The following is a 17,524-nucleotide window of genomic DNA, read 5'->3' as shown; positions in this document are numbered from 1 at the left end:
ACCATCCCCATGATAGACCCATCCGACGACCATCATGGGCAGGGCTGCCGCAATGTGCAAGCGCTAGCTTCTTTAGGACTCCAGCACGTCCTTGACGATCGTCGCCAGTTGCTTGAGCGAGAACGGTTTCGGCAGGAAGCCGAAATGCGCGTCGGCCGGCAGGTTCTTCGCAAACGCGTCCTCGGCATAGCCCGAAACGAACACGAACTTGATGTCCGGTTGGCGTTTGCGCAGTTCGCCGAGCAATGTCGGCCCGTCCATCTCCGGCATCACCACGTCGGAGACGACGATGTCGACCTTGCCGCCGAGCGCCTCGAACACTTCCAGCGCCTCGACACCGGAAGACGCCTCATGCACGGTGTAGCCGCGCGAGATCAGCGCCCTGACGCCGCCCATGCGCACGGCGTCCTCGTCCTCGACCAGAAGCACGGTGGCCGAGCCGGAAAGATCCTTGGCCGTATCGGCCGGCTTGGTCGGGGCCGCTGCCGCCGCCGGCGCCTCGCCGGGCTCTGCCTGCTTCTTCACCTCGGCGATGTGCCGCGGCAGGAAGATACGGAACACCGTGCCCTTGCCGACCTCGGAATCGCAGAAGATGAAGCCGCCGGTCTGCTTGATGATGCCGTAGACCATCGACAGGCCGAGGCCGGTGCCCTTGCCCACTTCCTTGGTCGTGAAGAACGGCTCGAAGATCTTCTTCAGCACGTCGGGCGCGATGCCGCTGCCGGTGTCCTCGACGTCGACGAGCACATAGTCGGCCGGCGTCAGTTCGCGATAAGCGAAGGATTTGCACTCGTCGGCGGTGACGTTGCGGGTGCGCACGGTGAGATCGCCGCCGCTCGGCATGGCGTCGCGCGCGTTGACGGCGAGATTGACCACCACCTGCTCGAACTGGCCGATATCGACCTTGACCGGCCACAGGTCGCGGCCGTGGTCGATCTTCAGCTTGATGTCGTTGCCGACCAGCCGGGCGAGCAGCATCCTGAGATCGGCCAGAACATCGGTCAGGTTGAGCACTTCCGGCCGCAGCGTCTGCTTGCGCGAGAAGGCCAGCAATTGCCGCACGAGCGAGGCCGCCCGGTTGGCGTTCTGCTTGATGTTCATGATGTCGGGGAACGACGGGTCCGACGGCCGGTGGTTGGTCAAGAGAAGATCGGACGCCATGATGATGGCGGTCAGCACGTTGTTGAAGTCGTGCGCGATGCCGCCGGCAAGCTGACCGACCGCCTGCATCTTCTGGCTCTGCGCCATCTGCCCCTCGAGCGCCTTCTGCTCGGTGGTCTCGACCGCGTAGACGATCGCCGATTCCTCGGCGCCTTCGCTGCCCGCGCTGTCGGCGACGGCGTTGACGTAGAAGCGGATGTGGCGCTCCTCGTTGCCGGGCAACACGGAGTCGATCGGCTCGATATTGGCCTGCCGCTGCCGGGCCTTCTCGAAGGCTGTGGCGAAAGCCGGCCGGTCGCGCTCGTGAACGATGGTCTCGAACCGCACCCGCCGGTCGACCGCGTCGCGGTCGACCACGGACGAAAACAGCTGCAGGAAGGGCGCGTTGGTGCGCAGGATGCGTCCGTTCGCATCGACACCGGCAATGGCCATCGGCGTCGAGTTGAAGAAACGGGTGAAGCGAACCTCGGAGGCTCTGAGTTCCGCGGAAGCGTCCTCACCCTGGGTGCGGTTGAGCACGATCGTGCGGGTCGGGCCGTTCACGCCTTCGCGGCTCGCGGAAACGCGGTGCATGAAGCGTACCGGCAGCGCCTGGCCGCTCATGGTGGTGAGGTCGAGGTCGATGACGGCGTTGCGGGTGGTACCGGGGTCGGCTTTGACCGAGCGGACCAGCGCCATGCCGTCGCCGGCGATGATTTCCGGCAGCGTGATGGCGCCCGGCGTGAAGGAGGCAAGGTCGATGCCCAGCCACTCGGCGAGCGTGGCGTTGATATAGGTGACGCGGCCCTCCTGGTCGGCCGAGAAGAACCCGGCCGGCGCATGGTCGAGATGGTCGATGGCTTTCTGCAGGTCGAGGAAGAAACGCTCCTGCTCCGCCCGTTCCTGCGAGATGTCGGCGAGCTGCCAGGCCAGCATCGGCAGCCTTTGCCCGGGCATGCTGAAGGCGCGGGCGCGGGCGCGGTACCAGCGCGCGCCGGGCTCGGCACCCGGCTTGATCGACTGCGCCAGCCGGAACTCGCCGTCGCCGGCCTGGCCGTCGCGCAGGCCCGACGCCAGCCGGTAGATCGTCATCGAGGCCTCGGGAACATCCGAAAGCAGCCCTTCGACGGTCTTGAGATCGGCGGCCGAGGCGGCACCCGTCATATCGGCATAGGCGCGGTTGGCGTAGACGACGCGGCCCTTGGTGTCGGTGACCACAAGGCCCTGCGACATCGAGTCGACGAAGGCTTTCGACAATTCGTCGCCGGTCGAGCGCGGCGCGATCTGCACGAAGCCGATCGCGGTCGCGAACAGGAAGCCGACGCCGATCATGGCGAGCACGCCGAGCATGCCGAGCAGGAAAGGATCGCCGAGACGCTCGCGGAACAGTCCGAAGACGATCGCGGCGCCGGTCAAGACGACGATGAAGACGATGAGCCTGGTGACGGCGCCCGGACGCGTGTTCTGGTCGACGATCGGTACCGGATAGAAATCGCCGCGCGCTTCCTTGGCCATGTTCCCCCTGCTCGTGATTCCGGTGTCCGACGGGCGCGGACGGCCGGTTGAATCACATTCTCCTGTAACGGAAAAGGCCCCGGCGGCAAATGTCCGATAAAATCAACGATTCATGTTTCAAACTGTTCACGATAGGTGATGTGAACTTGCGGTCGCTGGTCCCAACGGTCTAGTGTCCCCTCACTTCAAAGATGGCGATTGGGGTGCACTGATGCAGTGGCTGGATAATGTAGCGGGCCCGGGTTACGTCGCTGCAATCCTGTGGACGGTAGCGGCCCTCATCCTGCTGGTTGTCGTCCTGCTCGCCATCAAGGTGGTCCGCAACCTGACCTTCGGCACCTTCGTCGCCGGCGGCAGGAACCGCAAGACGCGGCTTGCCGTGATGGATGCCACCGCTGTCGACAGCCATCGCCGGCTTGTCCTGGTGCGCCGCGACGACATCGAGCACCTGATCCTGATCGGTGGGCCGACCGATGTCGTGGTCGAGCGCGACATCAGGCTGGCGGCGCCGCGCCGCCCGGCATTGACGGGCGACGGCGGTCAGCAGCAGACAGGAGCTGCGCAACGCCCGCGCGCGCCGCAACCGGCGCCCGCCCCCGCCAGGCCGCCGGCGCCGCCTGCCGCCCAGCCAGCTGCCGCCACACATCCGCGCGCGCCGGCGCCCGCGCCCATCAAGCCGGCGGCGCCGAGCCAGCCGACGGCCAAGGTCATGCCGCTGCCGGGCTACGGGACGACGAACGGCAGCACCAGATATGCGCCACCGCCCTCAAACGACTCCATCGACGACACGCTGATGCACGAACTCGAAACCTCTCTCGACGACCAGCATTCCCAGCCGGCAATCGCCAAGCCCGCAGCCAAGCCTTCGCTCGATGACGAGATGACCAAGCTGCTTGGCGAGTTGGGCAGCCACAAGCGCTGACCGGCCACCGGCGCAAGCGAGCCTCTTCACGCCCCTGTCGGCAAAGACAAATGGGGCGCTGAAAAACAAAATGGCCGGAAATCCCGGCCATTTTCGATGTTCTTGCCCAGCTAGATCGCGTCAGTCGTCGCGATAGACCTTCTCGCGGCGCTCGTGGCGCTCCTGCGCCTCGATCGACAGTGTCGCGATCGGACGTGCGTCGAGCCGCTTCAGCGCGATCGGCTCCCCGGTCTCCTCGCAATAGCCGTAGGTGCCTTCGTCGATGCGCTGGAGCGCGGAGTCGATTTTCGAGATGAGCTTGCGTTGGCGATCGCGGGCGCGCAATTCGATGGCGCGGTCGGTTTCGGAGGAGGCGCGATCGGCTAGGTCGGGGTGGTTGGCGTTTTCCTGCTGCAGGATTTCGAGGGTTTCGCGCGCTTCGCGGAGAATGTCGTTCTTCCAGGTGATAAGCTTTTGACGGAAGTACGATTTTTGCCGTTCGTTCATGAACGGCTCGTCTTCGGAGGGTACGTAATTGGCGGTAACGATATCGTTCATTCGACTCACCCAACAACCCCAAATTTGGCGCCTATATATTCGGGGACAAGAGCCTGCACAAGCGCTATCGGCGACAGTTTCACGCAATTGTTAGTCACGCATCGGCAGCCCGCGCGATGACTTTGTTTCAACGGCACAAAACGAATTCGCACATGATTCGTTGCAGTTGCTGGCGCCGGCCATTGTGCATGACTTGGTTCTGGTGACTAATCGCGCTTTGCCAAGAAGGCGGCGTCACGGGGGTCCGGTTGAGCAGACTTTATCTGTTGCGGCATGCCAAAGCCGGCTGGGCGCTGCCCGGCGTGCGCGATTTCGACCGCCCGCTCGACGAATCGGGCATCGCCGATGCCGAAGCGATCGGAGAGGCCATGCGGGCCCGCACCTACGTGCCGGACGTCACCCTTTGCTCCAACGCCAAGCGGGCGAGGCAGACACTGGAAGGCCTGGCGGGGCGCACCGACACCGGCCGGGTCCTGTTCTTCGACACGCTCTACAGCGAGGATGCGGCCGGCTACCTCGACATCATCCGCAAGAATGGCGGCGCCAACTCGCTGCTGGTGATCGGCCACAACCCCATGACCGAAGATCTGGCCATGGCGGTGTCCGGAGATGGCGAGCAGGCGGCGCGCGGCATGATGAATCACGGTTTTCCGACCTCTGGCCTTGCCGTGGTGCGCTTTCCCGGCAACCTTGCCGAAGCGGCGCAGGGCAACGGCTATCTCGAAGCCTTTCTCACGCCCGCCGACCTCTGAGGCCATTTCAAACGCGCGGTCCAGGGCCTATATCGGGCGCTGACGCGCAACCAGAGACCCGATTTGGCATCATCGCTGACCAATTTCACCGACGAGGCAAGGATTGCGCTCGACACGTTGTCGGGCCGCGCCGCCGGGCTCTTCTCTCCGTCATTGCGTCTTGGCGTCACCGGCCTTTCCCGCTCCGGCAAGACGGTGTTCATTTCGGCCCTCGTTCACAATCTCATCCATGGCGGACGCCTGCCGCTCTTCGAAGCGCAGAAATCCGGCCGCATCGCCCGTGCCTTCCTCGAGGAGCAGCCGGACGATGCCGTTCCGCGCTTCCAGTATGAGGATCATGTCGCGGCTTTGGTGAACGACCGCGTCTGGCCGGACTCCACGCGCGCCATCTCGGAACTGCGGCTCACCATCGAATATGAGTCGGCTTCGGGCTGGAACCGGTTGTTTTCAGCCGGAAAACTATCCATCGATATCGTCGACTATCCCGGCGAATGGCTGCTCGACCTGCCGCTGCTTGGCAAATCCTTTGCCGACTTTTCGCGCGAGGCGGTCGAACTGGCCGCCCTGCCCGTCCGCTCGGACCTGTCGCAGGCCTGGCGCGAACTGGCCTCCGCCATCGATCCCGATGCCGACGCCGACGAGATGGCAGCGCGGCGATTGGCCGAAAGCTTCGCCGCCTATCTCAAGGCCTGCAAGCTCGACGAACGCGCGCTGTCGACGCTGCCGCCCGGCCGTTTCCTGATGCCGGGCGATCTCGAAGGCTCGCCGGCGCTGACCTTCGCGCCGCTGATGACGCTGTCGCAAGGCCGGCCGCGCTCCGGATCGCTGCAGGCCATGATGGAACGCCGCTACGAGGCCTATAAGACGCATGTCGTCAAACCGTTCTTTCGCGAGCACATCGCCCGCCTCGACCGGCAGATCGTGCTGATCGACGCCATGCAGGCGCTGAATGCCGGGCCGGCCGCCATGGCCGATCTGGAGCGCGCCGTCACCGAGATCCTGTCATGCTTCCGGCCCGGGCGGGGTAATTTCCTCACCGACTTCTTCTCGCGCCGTATCGACCGTATCCTGGTCGCCGCGACCAAGGCGGACCATCTGCACCACGAAAGCCATGACCGGCTGCAGGCGATCGTGCGCCGGCTGACCGACCGCGCCGTGGCGCGCGCGAATTTCAGCGGCGCCGCCGTCGACGTCGTCGCCATGGCCGCGGTTCGCTCGACCCGCGAAGGCACGGTGAAGCAGGGCCGCGAGACGCTGCCCGTCATCATCGGCGCCCCGCTGAAGGGCGAGAAGATCAACGGCGAGACATTCGATGGAAAGACCGAAACCGCCATATTCCCGGGCGATTTGCCGGAAAAGGTCGATGCGGTGTTCGACAATTCCAGATCGCCGCCCGACAGCACCGAACCGGCGATCCGCTTTGTGCGTTTCCGCCCACCGAAACTCGAACGCACCGCCGAAGGCGTCACGCTGTCCTTGCCGCATATCCGGCTCGACCGCGCGCTGCAGTTCCTGATCGGAGACCATCTGGCATGACCGCGCCCCGCAAACCGGCGGCCTTCCGCATCGCGCCTGAGACCGAGGCGCCGCCGCAACCACAGCGAAACCGCGTCGCCGAGGAGCCGCCGGCGCGCAGATCACGTGCCGCGCGGGCTGATGTGGCGGTCGTGATCCCCTCGGAGGTCGACGTCTTCGACGAGCCGGACATCGAGGCTGCCGTCCCGCCGCCGGCGACGGCGCCGAGAAGGCGCTCGCTGCTTGCCCGGCTGTTTCTCGGTGCTCTGAGCGTGCTCGTCTCGCTGGCGGTCGGCCTGTGGGCCGACCGGCTGATCCGCGACCTGTTCGCGCGCGCCCAATGGCTTGGCTGGCTGGCGGCCGGCATGGCGGCGATTGCGCTGCTCTCGCTGCTCGTCATCCTGGTCCGCGAATTCCTCGCCATCGCCCGCCTGGCCGAAGTCGAAAAGATGCAGAAGCGGGCCCTGGATGCCGTGGCGCGCGACGATCCCAAGGCGGCGCGTGCCTTGGTCGACGAACTCTCGGCCTTCGTCGCGGCAAAGCCCGAGACCGCCGCTGGGCGCCGCTCGCTCGCCGAATTGCGCGGCGAGATCATCGACGGCGCCAATCTGGTGCGGCTTGCCGAGACCGAGATCCTGTCGCCTCTCGATGCCCGCGCGAAAATCATGATCCTCGAGGCCGCGAAGCGCGTATCCCTGATCACGGCCGTCAGCCCGCGCGCTCTGGTCGACATCGCCTATGTCGTGTTCGAGGCCGGCCGCCTGATCCGGCGGCTCTCCGAACTCTACGGCGGCCGCCCAGGCACGCTCGGCTTCTTCCGGCTGGCGCGCGGCGTGCTCGCGCATCTGGCGGTGACCGGCTCGATCGCGGTGGGCGACAGTTTCGTGCAGCAGATCGTCGGCCATGGCCTGGCCGCAAAACTCTCGGCAAAGCTCGGCGAAGGCGTGGTCAACGGCATGATGACGGCGCGCATCGGCATCGCCGCGATGGAAACCGCCCGCCCCTTGCCGTTCATCGCCGTCAAGCGCCCCGGCCTCGGCGATTTCCTCTCGGCGCTGACCTCGTTCGCGGCGCGAAAGAACAGCCAGACGACCGATAAGGTAAACGCGTGACCCGCTGCGGGTGACGAAGCATTAACCAATCTTCTGCATGGTCAATCCGGTCCCAAGAATAGACTCTTTCGTGCCGGGTGTCGTCGATGAGAAGCGTAATCCTGTCCTGCGTCCTGCCTGCCACCATTGCGATTGCCGCGCCGCTCGGCCTCGTGGAAAAGGCCTTTGGCGCAGAGCCGGACAAGCAGTTTTTCCGCTCCGTCGAAGGCAGATGGGTCGGCCCTGGCGAGATCATCGCCGGCAAGTACAAAGGCACCAAATTCACCTGCGATTTCAATGGCTCGACGCCCGCCAGCAAGCTCGGCATGACGCTTGACGGCGGCTGCAGGGTCGGCGTGTTCACGCAAAAGATGTCGGCCAGCGTCGAACGCAAGGGGCGCGATGGTTACAGGGGCACCTTCATGGGCGGCTCGACCGAAAGCGGCATGGACATTGTCGGCGGCAATGTCGTCGACGCCCAGAAAGTCGTCTTCACCATCAACCGCAAGCAGTTGAACGGCGTCATGCAGGCGCGTGTCCCCGACGGCAATTCGATGACCGTGACGGTGGCCGTGCGCGTCAACAATCAGCTGGTGCCGGTGATCGGCATGAGCCTGAAGCGCATCGATCCGGTCGAAGTCGGCGCCATCGCCAAGAACTGATCCGGCGCGCCAACATCTGCAAGAAAAGGGCGGCGGCCGCGTGACCACCGCCCTCGCATTGTCGACGGTTTGGCTCAACCCTTGATGGTGGCGGTCAGCTCGTCATAGGCCTTGCAGGCTTCGTCGAGTGTCGTCGCGCCCTGATATTTGGTCGTCACGGCCTGCACCTTGGCGGTCAGATCGGCCGCCTTGCTTGGATCCTTGGTGATGGCCTCCTGGAGCGCGGCGGCCATGTCCTGCGCCTTCTTGGCAGCTATTTCCTGCGTGCATTCCGGCCCCTTGGAGCAAGCCGAACCGGCCAATGCCGCAACACCGACGGCAACGAGCAAAAACTTCTTCATATCAATCATCTCCTAAAAAAAGGCAGCCGCCCATCGCCGCTGCCTCCGATGGCCGAAGCCGAACGTGCCATAACCTCTGATTGTGGCGTTACGCAACGACCGGGCCGTGTCAACTTGTGTAACGCGGTTGCAACAGGCGTTTGCGCGGAACCTGCTGCTTCGTATCCTGCGGCGTGCCCCTGCTCTTCCAGCTAGTCTCCGCGCCCTTGCCTCTCGCTCCCGGGGCATGCAAGGAGTGCTTCTGATGCATGTCGCCCAGAAGTGTGCAGCGGTTTCTGGGACAACGACATGCATCAAATCAAAGACCTAAAGCGCGTCGCCTGAATCCGTTTCAGAGGGACGCGCCTTAGAGAATGGGATGACAGGCATGGCAGCTGAAGCGTCGAGCAGCGATCTGGTGCAGGTGGTGGCGCTGCTCGCCGCGGGCGTCGTCGCCGTGCCGATCTTCAAGCGCATGGGGCTGGGCTCGATCCTCGGCTACCTCGCCGCCGGCGTGGTCATCGGCCCCTTCGGCCTGCGCATCTTTTCCGAATCGGAAGCGATCCTCCATGTCGCCGAGCTCGGCGTCGTCATGTTCCTGTTCATCATCGGCCTGGAAATGCAGCCGTCGCGGCTCTGGGGGCTGCGCCGCGAGATTTTCGGCCTGGGTGCCTTGCAGGTTGGCGTCTGCGCTGTCCTGCTCACTCTGGTCGGACTGGCCGGAGGCTTTCCCATCGCGCAGTCCTTCGTCGCCGGCGCCGGCTTCGTGCTGACCTCGACGGCGATCGTCATGCAGCTGCTCGAGGAGCGCGGTGAGATCGCCACGCCGAAAGGCCAGCGCATCGTCTCCATCCTGTTGCTCGAAGACCTGATGATCGTGCCGCTGCTGGCGCTGGTCGCGTTCCTCGCGCCCGGCGGCGCCGAAACCAGCCTTTCGGAGCGACTGACCGAGGTCGGCATCGGCATCGCCGCGATCGTTGGACTGGTCGTGGCCGGCCGTTACTTGCTCAATCCGCTCTTCCGCATCCTGGCCGACGCCCGCGCCCGCGAAGTCATGACCGCCGCCGCGCTTCTGGTGGTGCTGGGATCGGCCCTGGCCATGCAGCTCTCCGGCCTGTCGATGGCGATGGGCGCCTTCCTTGCCGGCGTGCTTCTGTCGGAATCGACCTTCCGCCACCAGCTCGAAGCCGATATCGAGCCGTTCCGCGGCATCCTGCTCGGCCTGTTCTTCCTCGCCGTCGGCATGTCGCTCGACCTCGGCGTCGTCGCCCAGAACTGGCGGCTCGTCGCCGTCTATGTCGTCGCCTACATGGTCATGAAGGCGGTCGGCATCTACGCCGTCGCGCGCATTCTGAAGAGCAGCCACCGCGAGGCGCTCGAACGCGCCGTCTTCATGGCGCAGGGCGGCGAGTTCGCCTTCGTGCTCTATTCGTCCGCCGCCGCGGTCGGCATCATCGATGGCCAGGCCAACGCCACGCTGACCGCCATCGTCATCATCTCCATGGTGCTGACGCCCTTGGCGATCATAGCGCTGCGCTACCTGACCCCGCGCGACGAGCAGTCCCTCGACGGCGTCGACATCGCCGACGGCCTCACCGGCAGCGTGCTGATCATCGGCTTCGGCCGCTTCGGCCAGATCGCCAGCCAGCCGCTTCTGCTGCGCGGGATGGACGTCTCGATCATCGACAACGAGGTGGAGATGATCCAGGCCGCGGCCGATTTCGGCTTCAAGGTCTATTACGGCGACGGCACGCGGCTGGACATCCTGCATGCGGCCGGCGTCGGGCGCGCCCGCGCCGTGCTGATCTGCGTCGACAAGCCGGACGCCGCCGTGCGCATCGCCCAGTTGATCAAGGCCGAATTCCCTCTGGTCACCATCCTGGCGCGCGCCTTCGATCGAGGCACGGCGCTGCAGCTCGTGCGGGCCGGCGTCGACTATCAACTGCGCGAAACCTTCGAATCGGCGCTGGTCTTCGGCGGTTCCGCGCTGGAGGCGCTGGGCGTCGATCCGGAAGAAGTCGCCGAGGTCATCGAGGATGTGCGGCGCCGCGACGAAGCGCGCTTCGAGACGCAACTGGCCGAGGGCGTGCGCGCCGGCCAGCGTTTCCTCAAGGGCAATATCGGCACGCCGATCCCGACGCCGCTCACCCAGCCGCGCCGCGCCGGCCGAGCGTTGAACCAGGAAACGGCCGTCGTGCTGAACCAGGCAGAGACCAAAAACTGAGGGGCAACGCATGGCAGAACTCGATCCGTGGGCGCTTTCGGTCACCAAATTCTGGCGCGATGGCGGCGAGGACGCCTGGTTCGAGAAGAACGACGCCTTCGACACGGATTTCCGCAATCGCTTTTTGGAGCTGCATTACGCCGCCGCGCGGCGCGAATGCGACCAATGGAACGCGCATGCCGAAGGGTCGCTGGCGCTGATGATCCTGCTCGACCAGTTCCCGCGCAACTGCTTCCGTGGCACCGGCCACATGTTCGCGACCGATCCGCTGGCGAGATACTTCGCCGACAAGGCAATCGCCGCCGGTCAGGACCTGGAACTGGAAGAATCGCTTCGCGTTTTCCTCTATCTGCCGTTCGAGCATTCCGAATTGCTGGCCGACCAGGAACGGTCAATGCAACTCACAACCGCCAAAGCGCCCGAATACCTCAAATACGCCGATGAGCATCTGGAGATCATCCGGCGCTTCGGTCGCTTTCCGCACCGCAACCGCATGCTTGGCCGCGCGACGACCGCCGAGGAGCAGGCATTTTTGGACGGCGGCGGTTTTTCCGGCTAACCAGTCGGTTTTACCCAAGCCACCATTCGCGGCCGGACGGCAGCCGCTCGATACCGGAAATATCGACGGCGCCGAGCCGTTCCGCCACGCTCCTGCCGCCGACCGAAAGCCCTGGCGCGATCTCGGCCAGCGGCGCCAGCACGAAGGCGCGTTCCAGCATGCGCGGATGCGGCACTTCGAGCCCGGTCTCGTGGATCACGCGGTCGCCGAACACCAGGATGTCTATATCGATGAGGCGCGGCCCCCAGCGCTCCTCGCGCACGCGCTTCAACCGCCTCTCGACGTCGAGGCAAAGGTCGAGCAGCGCGCGCGGCGAGAGAGCCGTCTCGATCGCGGCGGCGGCATTGAGGAAATCCGGCTGGTCGAGCTTGCCCCAAGGCGGCGTGCGATAAAGCGAGGAGACGGCGGTGACGCGCGTCGCGTCGTCGCCGTCCAGTATGCGCAATGCCGCGCCCATGGACTTCGCCGGCTCGCCGAGGTTGCCGCCGAGACTGAGGTAGACAGCGCTATTCTGGCCAGACAACGGTCACCTCGACATAATCGAGCACGCCGGGCACCGGCGCGTTTGGTTTGCGCACGGTGATCTCGGCCTTCCTGATCTGCGAAAACCTGGCCGTCAGCGCCTTCGCGACCTCCAGCGCCAGCGCCTCGATCAGGAAGCGGCGATGTCCGGTCACGATCTTCTCGATGACCGCGAAGGCGACGCCGTAATTGACGGTATCCTCGATGGAATCCTCCGTCAGCGGACGGCTGGGCTCGACCGTCAGCTCGGCATCGACATAGAAACGCTGGCCAAGCGTCTCCTCCTCGTCCAGCACGCCGTGGCGGGCGAAGAAGGCGCAGTTCTTCATACGGATGACGTACATGATCAGTGTCCGGGAGGAAGCTCGGTTTCGCGTTGAAGCATAGCATCGGTCACCGCCAGCGCATCCACGTTGATTGCGACATCGTGGACGCGAAACAGGTCGGCTCCCTTCAAGCGCAGGATGACGCTGGTGGCAGCCGTGCCGGCTGCCCGTTCGGCGGGCTCGCGCCCGGTCGCGGCGCCGATGAAGCGCTTGCGCGAGGTTCCGGCCATCAACGGGTAGCCGAGCGCCCGGAGCTCGGAAAATCGCGCCATCAGGTCGAGGTTTTCCTCCGCCGTTTCCTTGGCGAAGCCGAAGCCGGCATCGAGCACGATCTGGCTGTCGGCGACATTGCCGGCGCGCGCGATCTCCAGCGATCTGCGCAAGAAAAGCAACTGATCCTCGATCACGTCGGGCAATTTGTGCCGTTCGCGCCCGGTATGCATGATGACGAGCCCGGCCCCGGTCTCGGCGGCGACGCGCGCGATGCCCGGCTCGCGCTGCAGCCCCCAGACGTCGTTGACGATATGGGCGCCGGCGGCGACGCCAAGCCGCGCGGTTTCCTCGCGATATGTGTCGACCGAGATCAGCGCCTCGCCGGAAGCGGCGAGCGCCGAGATGATGGGCAGCACGCGCGCCTGCTCTTCCTCGGCCGTGATCGGGGCGAAACCCGGCCGCGTCGACTCTCCGCCGACGTCTATGACGGCGGCGCCCTCCTTCACCATACGGCGCGCCTGCTCCAGCGCCTTTTCAGGCGCGATGAACAGGCCGCCGTCCGAAAAACTGTCGGGCGTGACGTTCAGGATGCCGACGACGACCGCCTTCGGACCGAGGTCGAGATAGCGCCCATGCGCCAGCTGCCATCGCTTTGTCGTCATCATCCATCAACCATGCGTGATCCGCGCGAAATCAATTCCGTTGCGCTGGCGACGGCCCTAAAGCAAGGTGCGCGAAGAGGCAATATGATGAACCGATCCCTTCTCTGCGCCCTGATGCTCGCTTTGACCGCCATGCCGGCGGGCGCGGCCAACCTGGTCAAGACCTACAGCTATTTCAGCGTCGGCGGCCGCACGCTCGACGATATCCAGAACCAGCTGTCGAGAAACGGCCCCAAGGTGAAGAGCACCGGCTCGCGGCATCCAGGCGCCACGCAGATGGCCTTCACCACCCGCATCAGCTACGCGCAGGGCGCGGACTCTTGCCGCATCACCGATGCCGCCGTCACCGTGAAGGTCAAGGTGATCCTTCCCGAATGGCGGCGCCCGCGCAAAGCCGATCCCGACGTCAGGCTGTTCTGGGACACGCTGTCGGCCGACATCAAGCGGCATGAGGAGCGCCATGTCGAGATCGCCAAGAATTATGCGCGCGCGCTCGAGGATGCGCTGAAGGCCGCCCCCGTGCAGAAGACTTGCGAACAGGCGAAGGCGAAGGCCGCCGCGATCCAGGCAGCCGAGCTCGCCAGGCACGATCAGGACCAGTTGCGCTTCGACCGCGTCGAGAGCGTCAATTTCGAAAGCCGCATCCTTCGGCTGATGCGCTACCGCATGGAGCGCGTCGAAGCCGGCCAACTGCCGCCGCCTTGACTTGAGAGCCAGCCCCATCCCGGGCCAATTTCGCCCAAGCATGGTGCCAGACTGGAAAAACTTTCGAGCGGCGGTCGAAATCGGCCTATATCGAACGACATATAGCGGGTTCGAAGCAGCCCCCCGGGGCCTCGAACGGTGAAGAGAAATGACAGACGCCAGGCACGACGGGTCGGCCGCAGCCGTTTTGGCGCACTGAGCATCAGCCTTTGAAAGAATGACGCATGGACCAGACCGTCGAGAACCAGGCGATGGCGCCGAAAGCCGCGCCGACGATGAGCGAGAGCGAGAAAAATGCCATCATCGGCGGCGTGCTGTTGTCGATGTTGCTGGCGGCCCTTGATCAGACCATCGTAGCCCCTGCCCTGCCGACGATCGCGCGCGCGCTCGGCCACGCCGAGTATCTGCCGTGGATCGTCACCGGCTATCTCTTGACCGCGACCGCGATGGCGCCGCTCTACGGCAAGATTTCCGACGTCTACGGACGCCGCCCCGTCATCTACGCCGCCATCCTCGTCTTCCTGCTCGGGTCGCTGGTCAGCGCGCTCGCGCCCAACATGCTGGTGCTGGTCATCGGCCGCGCCATCCAGGGCGCCGGCGGCGGCGGTCTCTTCGCGCTCGCCCAGACGGTCATCGGCGATCTCGTGCCGCCGCGCGAGCGAGCGCGTTATGCGGCCTGGATCTCCGGAACCTGGGCGGTCGCCAGCGTCGCCGGCCCGCTGCTCGGCGGCGTATTCGCCGAACATTTGCACTGGTCGCTGATCTTCTGGATCAACCTGCCGATCGGCTTCCTGGCCATGGCCATCATCAACAACCCGCTGAGGAAGCTGCCGATCGCGGCCAAGAACCACCGCATCGACGGCCTGGGCGCGGTGCTGCTGGTTATCGCCACGTCGCTGCTGCTCCTGGCGCTCAATTGGGGCGGCAGCGCCTATCCTTGGTTCTCCCGCGAAATCCTTGGGCTGGTCGCCTGCTCGGTGGTATTCTGGGCCTTCTTCGCGTTGAGGGTGCTCAAGGCGGCCGAGCCTTTGATCTCGCTCGAAGTCCTGAGCAACCCGATCGTGCTCGCCGGCACAATATCGATGTTCCTGCTGCAAGCCGCCAACATCGGCGCGTCGGTATACCTGCCGGTCTATCTGCAATCGGTCGTCGGGCTTTCGGTCAGCGAATCCGGCACCGCGATGCTCGGCCTCTTGCTGGGCACGGTCGCCGGCGCGACCTTCAGCGGTCGCACGATCCCGCGCTTCGTTCACTACAAGCGCATCGCCATGATCGGCGTCAGCCTGGCCATCGTCTGCATTGGCGTGCTCAGTGCCATTGCGGAACACGCCTCGCTGCTCGAGGTGGAAATCCTGACCACTCTGATCGGCCTGGGCAGCGGCACGACATTCCCGGTCGCCACCGTCTCGGTCCAGAATGCCGTCGATCGCGCGCATCTGGGGGTCGCGACAGGCGTGCTGACCTTCCTGCGCACGCTGGGCGGCGCGCTCGGTGTCGCTTTGCTTGGCGCCGTCGCGCTCGGCTACGGCCTGCCGCTCTCCGCCGAAGGCTCGCAGACGCATATCCAGCTGGCATCGGCGTTGCCGTTCGTGATGATTTTCGTCGCCGCCGGCATCATGCTCGTTCTGGCGCTTGTCGTGCTCTTCCTGATGCCGGAAAAGGAACTGCGCGGCCGCGACGAGCACGCCGCGCCCGTGCTTGCGGAATAGGTGTTGAGATTCAAGGTGCTGCCGTTCGCAGGCCGGCGTCACCAGAATATCAATACGCGCTTAGTCGTGGACGCCGAGCTTCTTCTGCAAACTGGTCGACGAGGTCGTATACTGGAAAACGATCCGCTCGCCCGGGCTGACGATGCGCTTGGCGGCCTGCGCCATCAGCGCCACCTCGTGGAAGCCTGACAGGATCAGCTTCAGCTTGCCGGGGTACCAGTTGATGTCGCCGACGGCGAAGATGCCCGGGATCGACGTCTGAAACTTCTCGGTGTCCACCGGGATCAGGTTCTCGTGCAGGTTAAGGCCCCATTCGGCGATCGGCCCGAGCTTCATGGTGAGGCCGAAGAATGGCAGCATGCGGGTGCACGGCACCTCGACGTCGCCGTCCGGGCCGCCCTTGATGGTTGCCGACGCAAGCTGGCCGTCGGCGCCGGCAAGGCCGCTGACCTGGCCGACCAGGAATTCGAGCTGCTTCATCTCCTGCATGGCATACATCTTGTTGACGCTGTCGGGCGCGGCCCGGAATTCCGGACGGCGATGCACCAGCGTCACGCTTTTGGCGATCGGCTGCAGGTTGAGCGTCCAGTCGAGCGCCGAATCGCCGCCGCCGACGATGACGAGGTCATGGCCGCGGAATTCCTCCATGCGCCGGACGGAATAGAACACGCTCCTGCCTTCATAGGCCTCGATGCCTGGAATGGGCGGACGCTTGGGCTGGAACGAGCCGCCGCCGGCGGCGACCACCACTACCTTGGCTTCGAACATCTCGCCTTCGTCGGTCGCGACGCGAAAGGTTCCGTCCTCGAGCTTTTCCAGGCTCGACACCATGCGGTTGAAGGTGAAGTCCGGCTTGAACGGATGGATCTGCTCCATGAGCTTGTCGACCAGGCCTTGCGCGGAGATCGTCGGCCAGCCGGGAATGTCGTAGATCGGCTTTTCCGGATAGAGCTCCGCGCATTGCCCGCCCGGACGGTCGAGAATGTCGATGAGGTGGCATTTCATGTCGAGCAGGCCGAGCTCGAACACGGCAAACAGGCCGACCGGCCCTGCCCCGACAATAAGAACGTCCGTCTTGATGGTCTCGCTCATGCGCTGCGCCCCAATTGGGAATGAAGCGAGACTGCATGACCTATCGGCTGCTGCCAAGCAGCCAGCGCGAAAGAAAATTGGAAAATCGGCTTAACCCTGGCGTTCGGGGACCCGAACGATCAGCCCGTCCAGCGCGTCGCGCACCTTGATCTGGCAGGAGAGGCGCGAGTTTGGCTGGACCTCATAGGCGAAGTCCAGCATGTCCTCCTCCATCGCCTCCGGCTCGCCGACCTCTGCCGTCCATGCTTCGTCGACATAGACATGGCAGGTCGCGCAGGCACAGGCGCCGCCGCATTCGGCTTCGATGCCCGGAACCGCGTTGCGGATCGCGTTTTCCATCACCGTCGAGCCGTTTTCGGCTTCCACGTCAAATCGGGTCCCGTCATGGGCGATGTAAGTCAGCTTGGTCATTAAGTCACCTGAGGAGTCGCAGCCGAGATAATCACTCTACCGGACAAGTCAACTGCGGCGCGAAAGCGCCACGAAATGACGTTTTTCAGAAAGATAGTGCTAGAGCATGATGCCGAAAAGTGTGAAGCGGTTTTCGGGCGACATCATGCTCTATCTCTTTGATCTAGGGACGGATTCAGAAATCATCCGGCTCTAGCGGCTGATGCCGGCGATGAAGTCGCGCACTTCCTCGATCAGCGTGCCGAGCCGCTTGAGCGCCCGGACGTCTTCCGGCTGCCTTTCGATGATCGCCGCGCAATCGGCCACCGCAAAGGCGCCGATGCCGCGCGCCGAGCCTTTCAGGCCATGCGCCAGAAGCACCCTTTGCCTGGCGTCGGCATCCGCGATCTGGTCGCGGACGGACAGCGACTGGTGCACGAACAGCGCCAGCACTTCCCGTTCGAGGTCACGGTCGCCCATCGTCTGGCGCGCCAGATGGCCGAGGTCGACCGGCCGGGCTCCGGCCGTTCCGGAGGCATCTCCCCCCGGCATGGAAAACGCAATACCACTTTCGCCACGCATACGCACTGCAACTCCATCAAGCGGGCAGACGGGCCCAGGAAAATAGGCGCTTCCGGTCGCCAACGGGTTAACGATTGCAGGGGAAA

The 17,524-nt window shown here is 64.8% G+C and carries 18 protein-coding genes; 9 read left to right on the top strand and 9 right to left on the bottom strand.

Going from position 1 to position 17,524, the window contains the following annotated elements; translation table 11 throughout:
* Positions 1-72: 72 nt before the first annotated feature.
* Positions 73-2,655: a cell cycle histidine kinase CckA gene (cckA, locus tag FJ430_RS19715; protein WP_140708669.1), complete on the bottom strand. Its 2,583-nt coding sequence runs from the start codon at positions 2,653-2,655 to the stop codon at positions 73-75.
* Positions 2,656-2,866: 211 nt separating this feature from the next.
* Here cckA and FJ430_RS19710 point away from each other — a divergent pair, with 211 nt between their 5' ends.
* A complete protein-coding gene (locus tag FJ430_RS19710; protein ID WP_140642935.1) occupies positions 2,867-3,577 on the top strand; it encodes a flagellar biosynthetic protein FliO in 711 nt (236 codons plus the stop codon).
* A gap of 120 nt (positions 3,578-3,697) precedes the next feature.
* On the opposite strand, the gene dksA is transcribed toward FJ430_RS19710, so the two are convergent.
* The gene (dksA, locus tag FJ430_RS19705; protein ID WP_095765270.1) at positions 3,698-4,114 is read right to left on the bottom strand and encodes an RNA polymerase-binding protein DksA; all 417 of its coding nucleotides are present in this window, start codon (positions 4,112-4,114) and stop codon (positions 3,698-3,700) included.
* A gap of 248 nt (positions 4,115-4,362) precedes the next feature.
* On the opposite strand from dksA, the gene FJ430_RS19700 reads away from it, so the two are divergent.
* The 4 genes from FJ430_RS19700 (at position 4,363) to FJ430_RS19685 (ending at position 8,134) form a co-directional block, all read left to right on the top strand.
* Positions 4,363-4,866 (top strand): SixA phosphatase family protein, encoded by a 504-nt coding sequence (locus FJ430_RS19700; protein ID WP_140642937.1) that lies wholly within the window; start codon positions 4,363-4,365, stop codon positions 4,864-4,866.
* Positions 4,867-4,929: 63 nt separating this feature from the next.
* Entirely contained in the window at positions 4,930-6,402 is a 1,473-nt protein-coding gene (locus FJ430_RS19695; protein WP_140708667.1) for a YcjX family protein, read from the top strand.
* Positions 6,399-7,493: a YcjF family protein gene (locus tag FJ430_RS19690; protein ID WP_140708665.1), complete on the top strand. Its 1,095-nt coding sequence runs from the start codon at positions 6,399-6,401 to the stop codon at positions 7,491-7,493. Before FJ430_RS19695 ends, FJ430_RS19690 begins: the two co-directional genes overlap by 4 nt.
* A gap of 86 nt (positions 7,494-7,579) precedes the next feature.
* A complete protein-coding gene (locus FJ430_RS19685; protein WP_181175520.1) occupies positions 7,580-8,134 on the top strand; it encodes a hypothetical protein in 555 nt (184 codons plus the stop codon).
* A gap of 74 nt (positions 8,135-8,208) precedes the next feature.
* On the opposite strand, the gene FJ430_RS19680 is transcribed toward FJ430_RS19685, so the two are convergent.
* Positions 8,209-8,475: a hypothetical protein gene (locus FJ430_RS19680; protein WP_040982305.1), complete on the bottom strand. Its 267-nt coding sequence runs from the start codon at positions 8,473-8,475 to the stop codon at positions 8,209-8,211.
* A 367-nt stretch (positions 8,476-8,842) separates the two neighbouring features.
* Between FJ430_RS19680 and FJ430_RS19675 the strand changes: the two genes are divergently transcribed.
* Positions 8,843-10,678, top strand: coding sequence for a monovalent cation:proton antiporter-2 (CPA2) family protein (locus FJ430_RS19675; protein ID WP_140708663.1), 1,836 nt, complete (start codon positions 8,843-8,845; stop codon positions 10,676-10,678).
* Positions 10,679-10,688: 10 nt separating this feature from the next.
* Positions 10,689-11,237, top strand: coding sequence for a DUF924 family protein (locus FJ430_RS19670; RefSeq protein ID WP_140708661.1), 549 nt, complete (start codon positions 10,689-10,691; stop codon positions 11,235-11,237).
* A gap of 10 nt (positions 11,238-11,247) precedes the next feature.
* On the opposite strand, the gene folK is transcribed toward FJ430_RS19670, so the two are convergent.
* From folK to folP, 3 genes are read right to left on the bottom strand one after another with little or no spacing between them, the layout of a single operon-like run.
* Positions 11,248-11,760: a 2-amino-4-hydroxy-6-hydroxymethyldihydropteridine diphosphokinase gene (gene folK / locus FJ430_RS19665; protein WP_140708659.1), complete on the bottom strand. Its 513-nt coding sequence runs from the start codon at positions 11,758-11,760 to the stop codon at positions 11,248-11,250.
* Positions 11,744-12,103, bottom strand: coding sequence for a dihydroneopterin aldolase (gene folB, locus FJ430_RS19660; RefSeq protein WP_140642958.1), 360 nt, complete (start codon positions 12,101-12,103; stop codon positions 11,744-11,746). Before folB ends, folK begins: the two co-directional genes overlap by 17 nt.
* A gap of 2 nt (positions 12,104-12,105) precedes the next feature.
* Positions 12,106-12,960: a dihydropteroate synthase gene (folP, locus tag FJ430_RS19655; RefSeq protein ID WP_140708657.1), complete on the bottom strand. Its 855-nt coding sequence runs from the start codon at positions 12,958-12,960 to the stop codon at positions 12,106-12,108.
* Between the two features lie 84 nt (positions 12,961-13,044).
* Between folP and FJ430_RS19650 the strand changes: the two genes are divergently transcribed.
* Both FJ430_RS19650 and FJ430_RS19645 read left to right on the top strand, forming a co-directional pair.
* A complete protein-coding gene (locus FJ430_RS19650; protein ID WP_181175519.1) occupies positions 13,045-13,665 on the top strand; it encodes a DUF922 domain-containing Zn-dependent protease in 621 nt (206 codons plus the stop codon).
* A gap of 224 nt (positions 13,666-13,889) precedes the next feature.
* Positions 13,890-15,374: an MDR family MFS transporter gene (locus FJ430_RS19645; RefSeq protein WP_140708653.1), complete on the top strand. Its 1,485-nt coding sequence runs from the start codon at positions 13,890-13,892 to the stop codon at positions 15,372-15,374.
* Between the two features lie 60 nt (positions 15,375-15,434).
* On the opposite strand, the gene FJ430_RS19640 is transcribed toward FJ430_RS19645, so the two are convergent.
* The 3 genes from FJ430_RS19640 to FJ430_RS19630 form a co-directional block, all read right to left on the bottom strand.
* The gene (locus FJ430_RS19640; RefSeq protein ID WP_140708651.1) at positions 15,435-16,466 is read right to left on the bottom strand and encodes an NAD(P)/FAD-dependent oxidoreductase; all 1,032 of its coding nucleotides are present in this window, start codon (positions 16,464-16,466) and stop codon (positions 15,435-15,437) included.
* A 90-nt stretch (positions 16,467-16,556) separates the two neighbouring features.
* Positions 16,557-16,877 (bottom strand): 2Fe-2S iron-sulfur cluster-binding protein, encoded by a 321-nt coding sequence (locus tag FJ430_RS19635; protein ID WP_140642970.1) that lies wholly within the window; start codon positions 16,875-16,877, stop codon positions 16,557-16,559.
* Positions 16,878-17,069: 192 nt separating this feature from the next.
* Positions 17,070-17,438: an Hpt domain-containing protein gene (locus FJ430_RS19630; RefSeq protein WP_140708649.1), complete on the bottom strand. Its 369-nt coding sequence runs from the start codon at positions 17,436-17,438 to the stop codon at positions 17,070-17,072.
* Between the last annotated feature and the right edge of the window lie 86 nt (positions 17,439-17,524).

This window comes from Mesorhizobium sp. B2-8-5 (assembly GCF_006440675.2).
Classification (GTDB): domain Bacteria; phylum Pseudomonadota; class Alphaproteobacteria; order Rhizobiales; family Rhizobiaceae; genus Mesorhizobium.
This window is presented reverse-complemented; position numbering and strand designations above follow the sequence as displayed.

Coding starts and splice junctions, on each gene's coding strand:
- FJ430_RS19680 (WP_040982305.1), bottom strand. CDS start 8,475: ATGAAGAAGTTTTTGCTCGTTGCCGTCGGTGTTGCGGCATTGGCCGGT.
- FJ430_RS19710 (WP_140642935.1), top strand. CDS start 2,867: ATGCAGTGGCTGGATAATGTAGCGGGCCCGGGTTACGTCGCTGCAATC.
- FJ430_RS19645 (WP_140708653.1), top strand. CDS start 13,890: ATGGACCAGACCGTCGAGAACCAGGCGATGGCGCCGAAAGCCGCGCCG.
- FJ430_RS19650 (WP_181175519.1), top strand. CDS start 13,045: ATGATGAACCGATCCCTTCTCTGCGCCCTGATGCTCGCTTTGACCGCC.
- dksA (WP_095765270.1), bottom strand. CDS start 4,114: ATGAACGATATCGTTACCGCCAATTACGTACCCTCCGAAGACGAGCCG.
- FJ430_RS19635 (WP_140642970.1), bottom strand. CDS start 16,877: ATGACCAAGCTGACTTACATCGCCCATGACGGGACCCGATTTGACGTG.
- FJ430_RS19685 (WP_181175520.1), top strand. CDS start 7,580: ATGAGAAGCGTAATCCTGTCCTGCGTCCTGCCTGCCACCATTGCGATT.
- FJ430_RS19670 (WP_140708661.1), top strand. CDS start 10,689: ATGGCAGAACTCGATCCGTGGGCGCTTTCGGTCACCAAATTCTGGCGC.
- cckA (WP_140708669.1), bottom strand. CDS start 2,655: ATGGCCAAGGAAGCGCGCGGCGATTTCTATCCGGTACCGATCGTCGAC.
- FJ430_RS19690 (WP_140708665.1), top strand. CDS start 6,399: ATGACCGCGCCCCGCAAACCGGCGGCCTTCCGCATCGCGCCTGAGACC.
- FJ430_RS19640 (WP_140708651.1), bottom strand. CDS start 16,466: ATGAGCGAGACCATCAAGACGGACGTTCTTATTGTCGGGGCAGGGCCG.
- folP (WP_140708657.1), bottom strand. CDS start 12,960: ATGACGACAAAGCGATGGCAGCTGGCGCATGGGCGCTATCTCGACCTC.
- FJ430_RS19675 (WP_140708663.1), top strand. CDS start 8,843: ATGGCAGCTGAAGCGTCGAGCAGCGATCTGGTGCAGGTGGTGGCGCTG.
- folB (WP_140642958.1), bottom strand. CDS start 12,103: ATGTACGTCATCCGTATGAAGAACTGCGCCTTCTTCGCCCGCCACGGC.
- FJ430_RS19630 (WP_140708649.1), bottom strand. CDS start 17,438: ATGCGTGGCGAAAGTGGTATTGCGTTTTCCATGCCGGGGGGAGATGCC.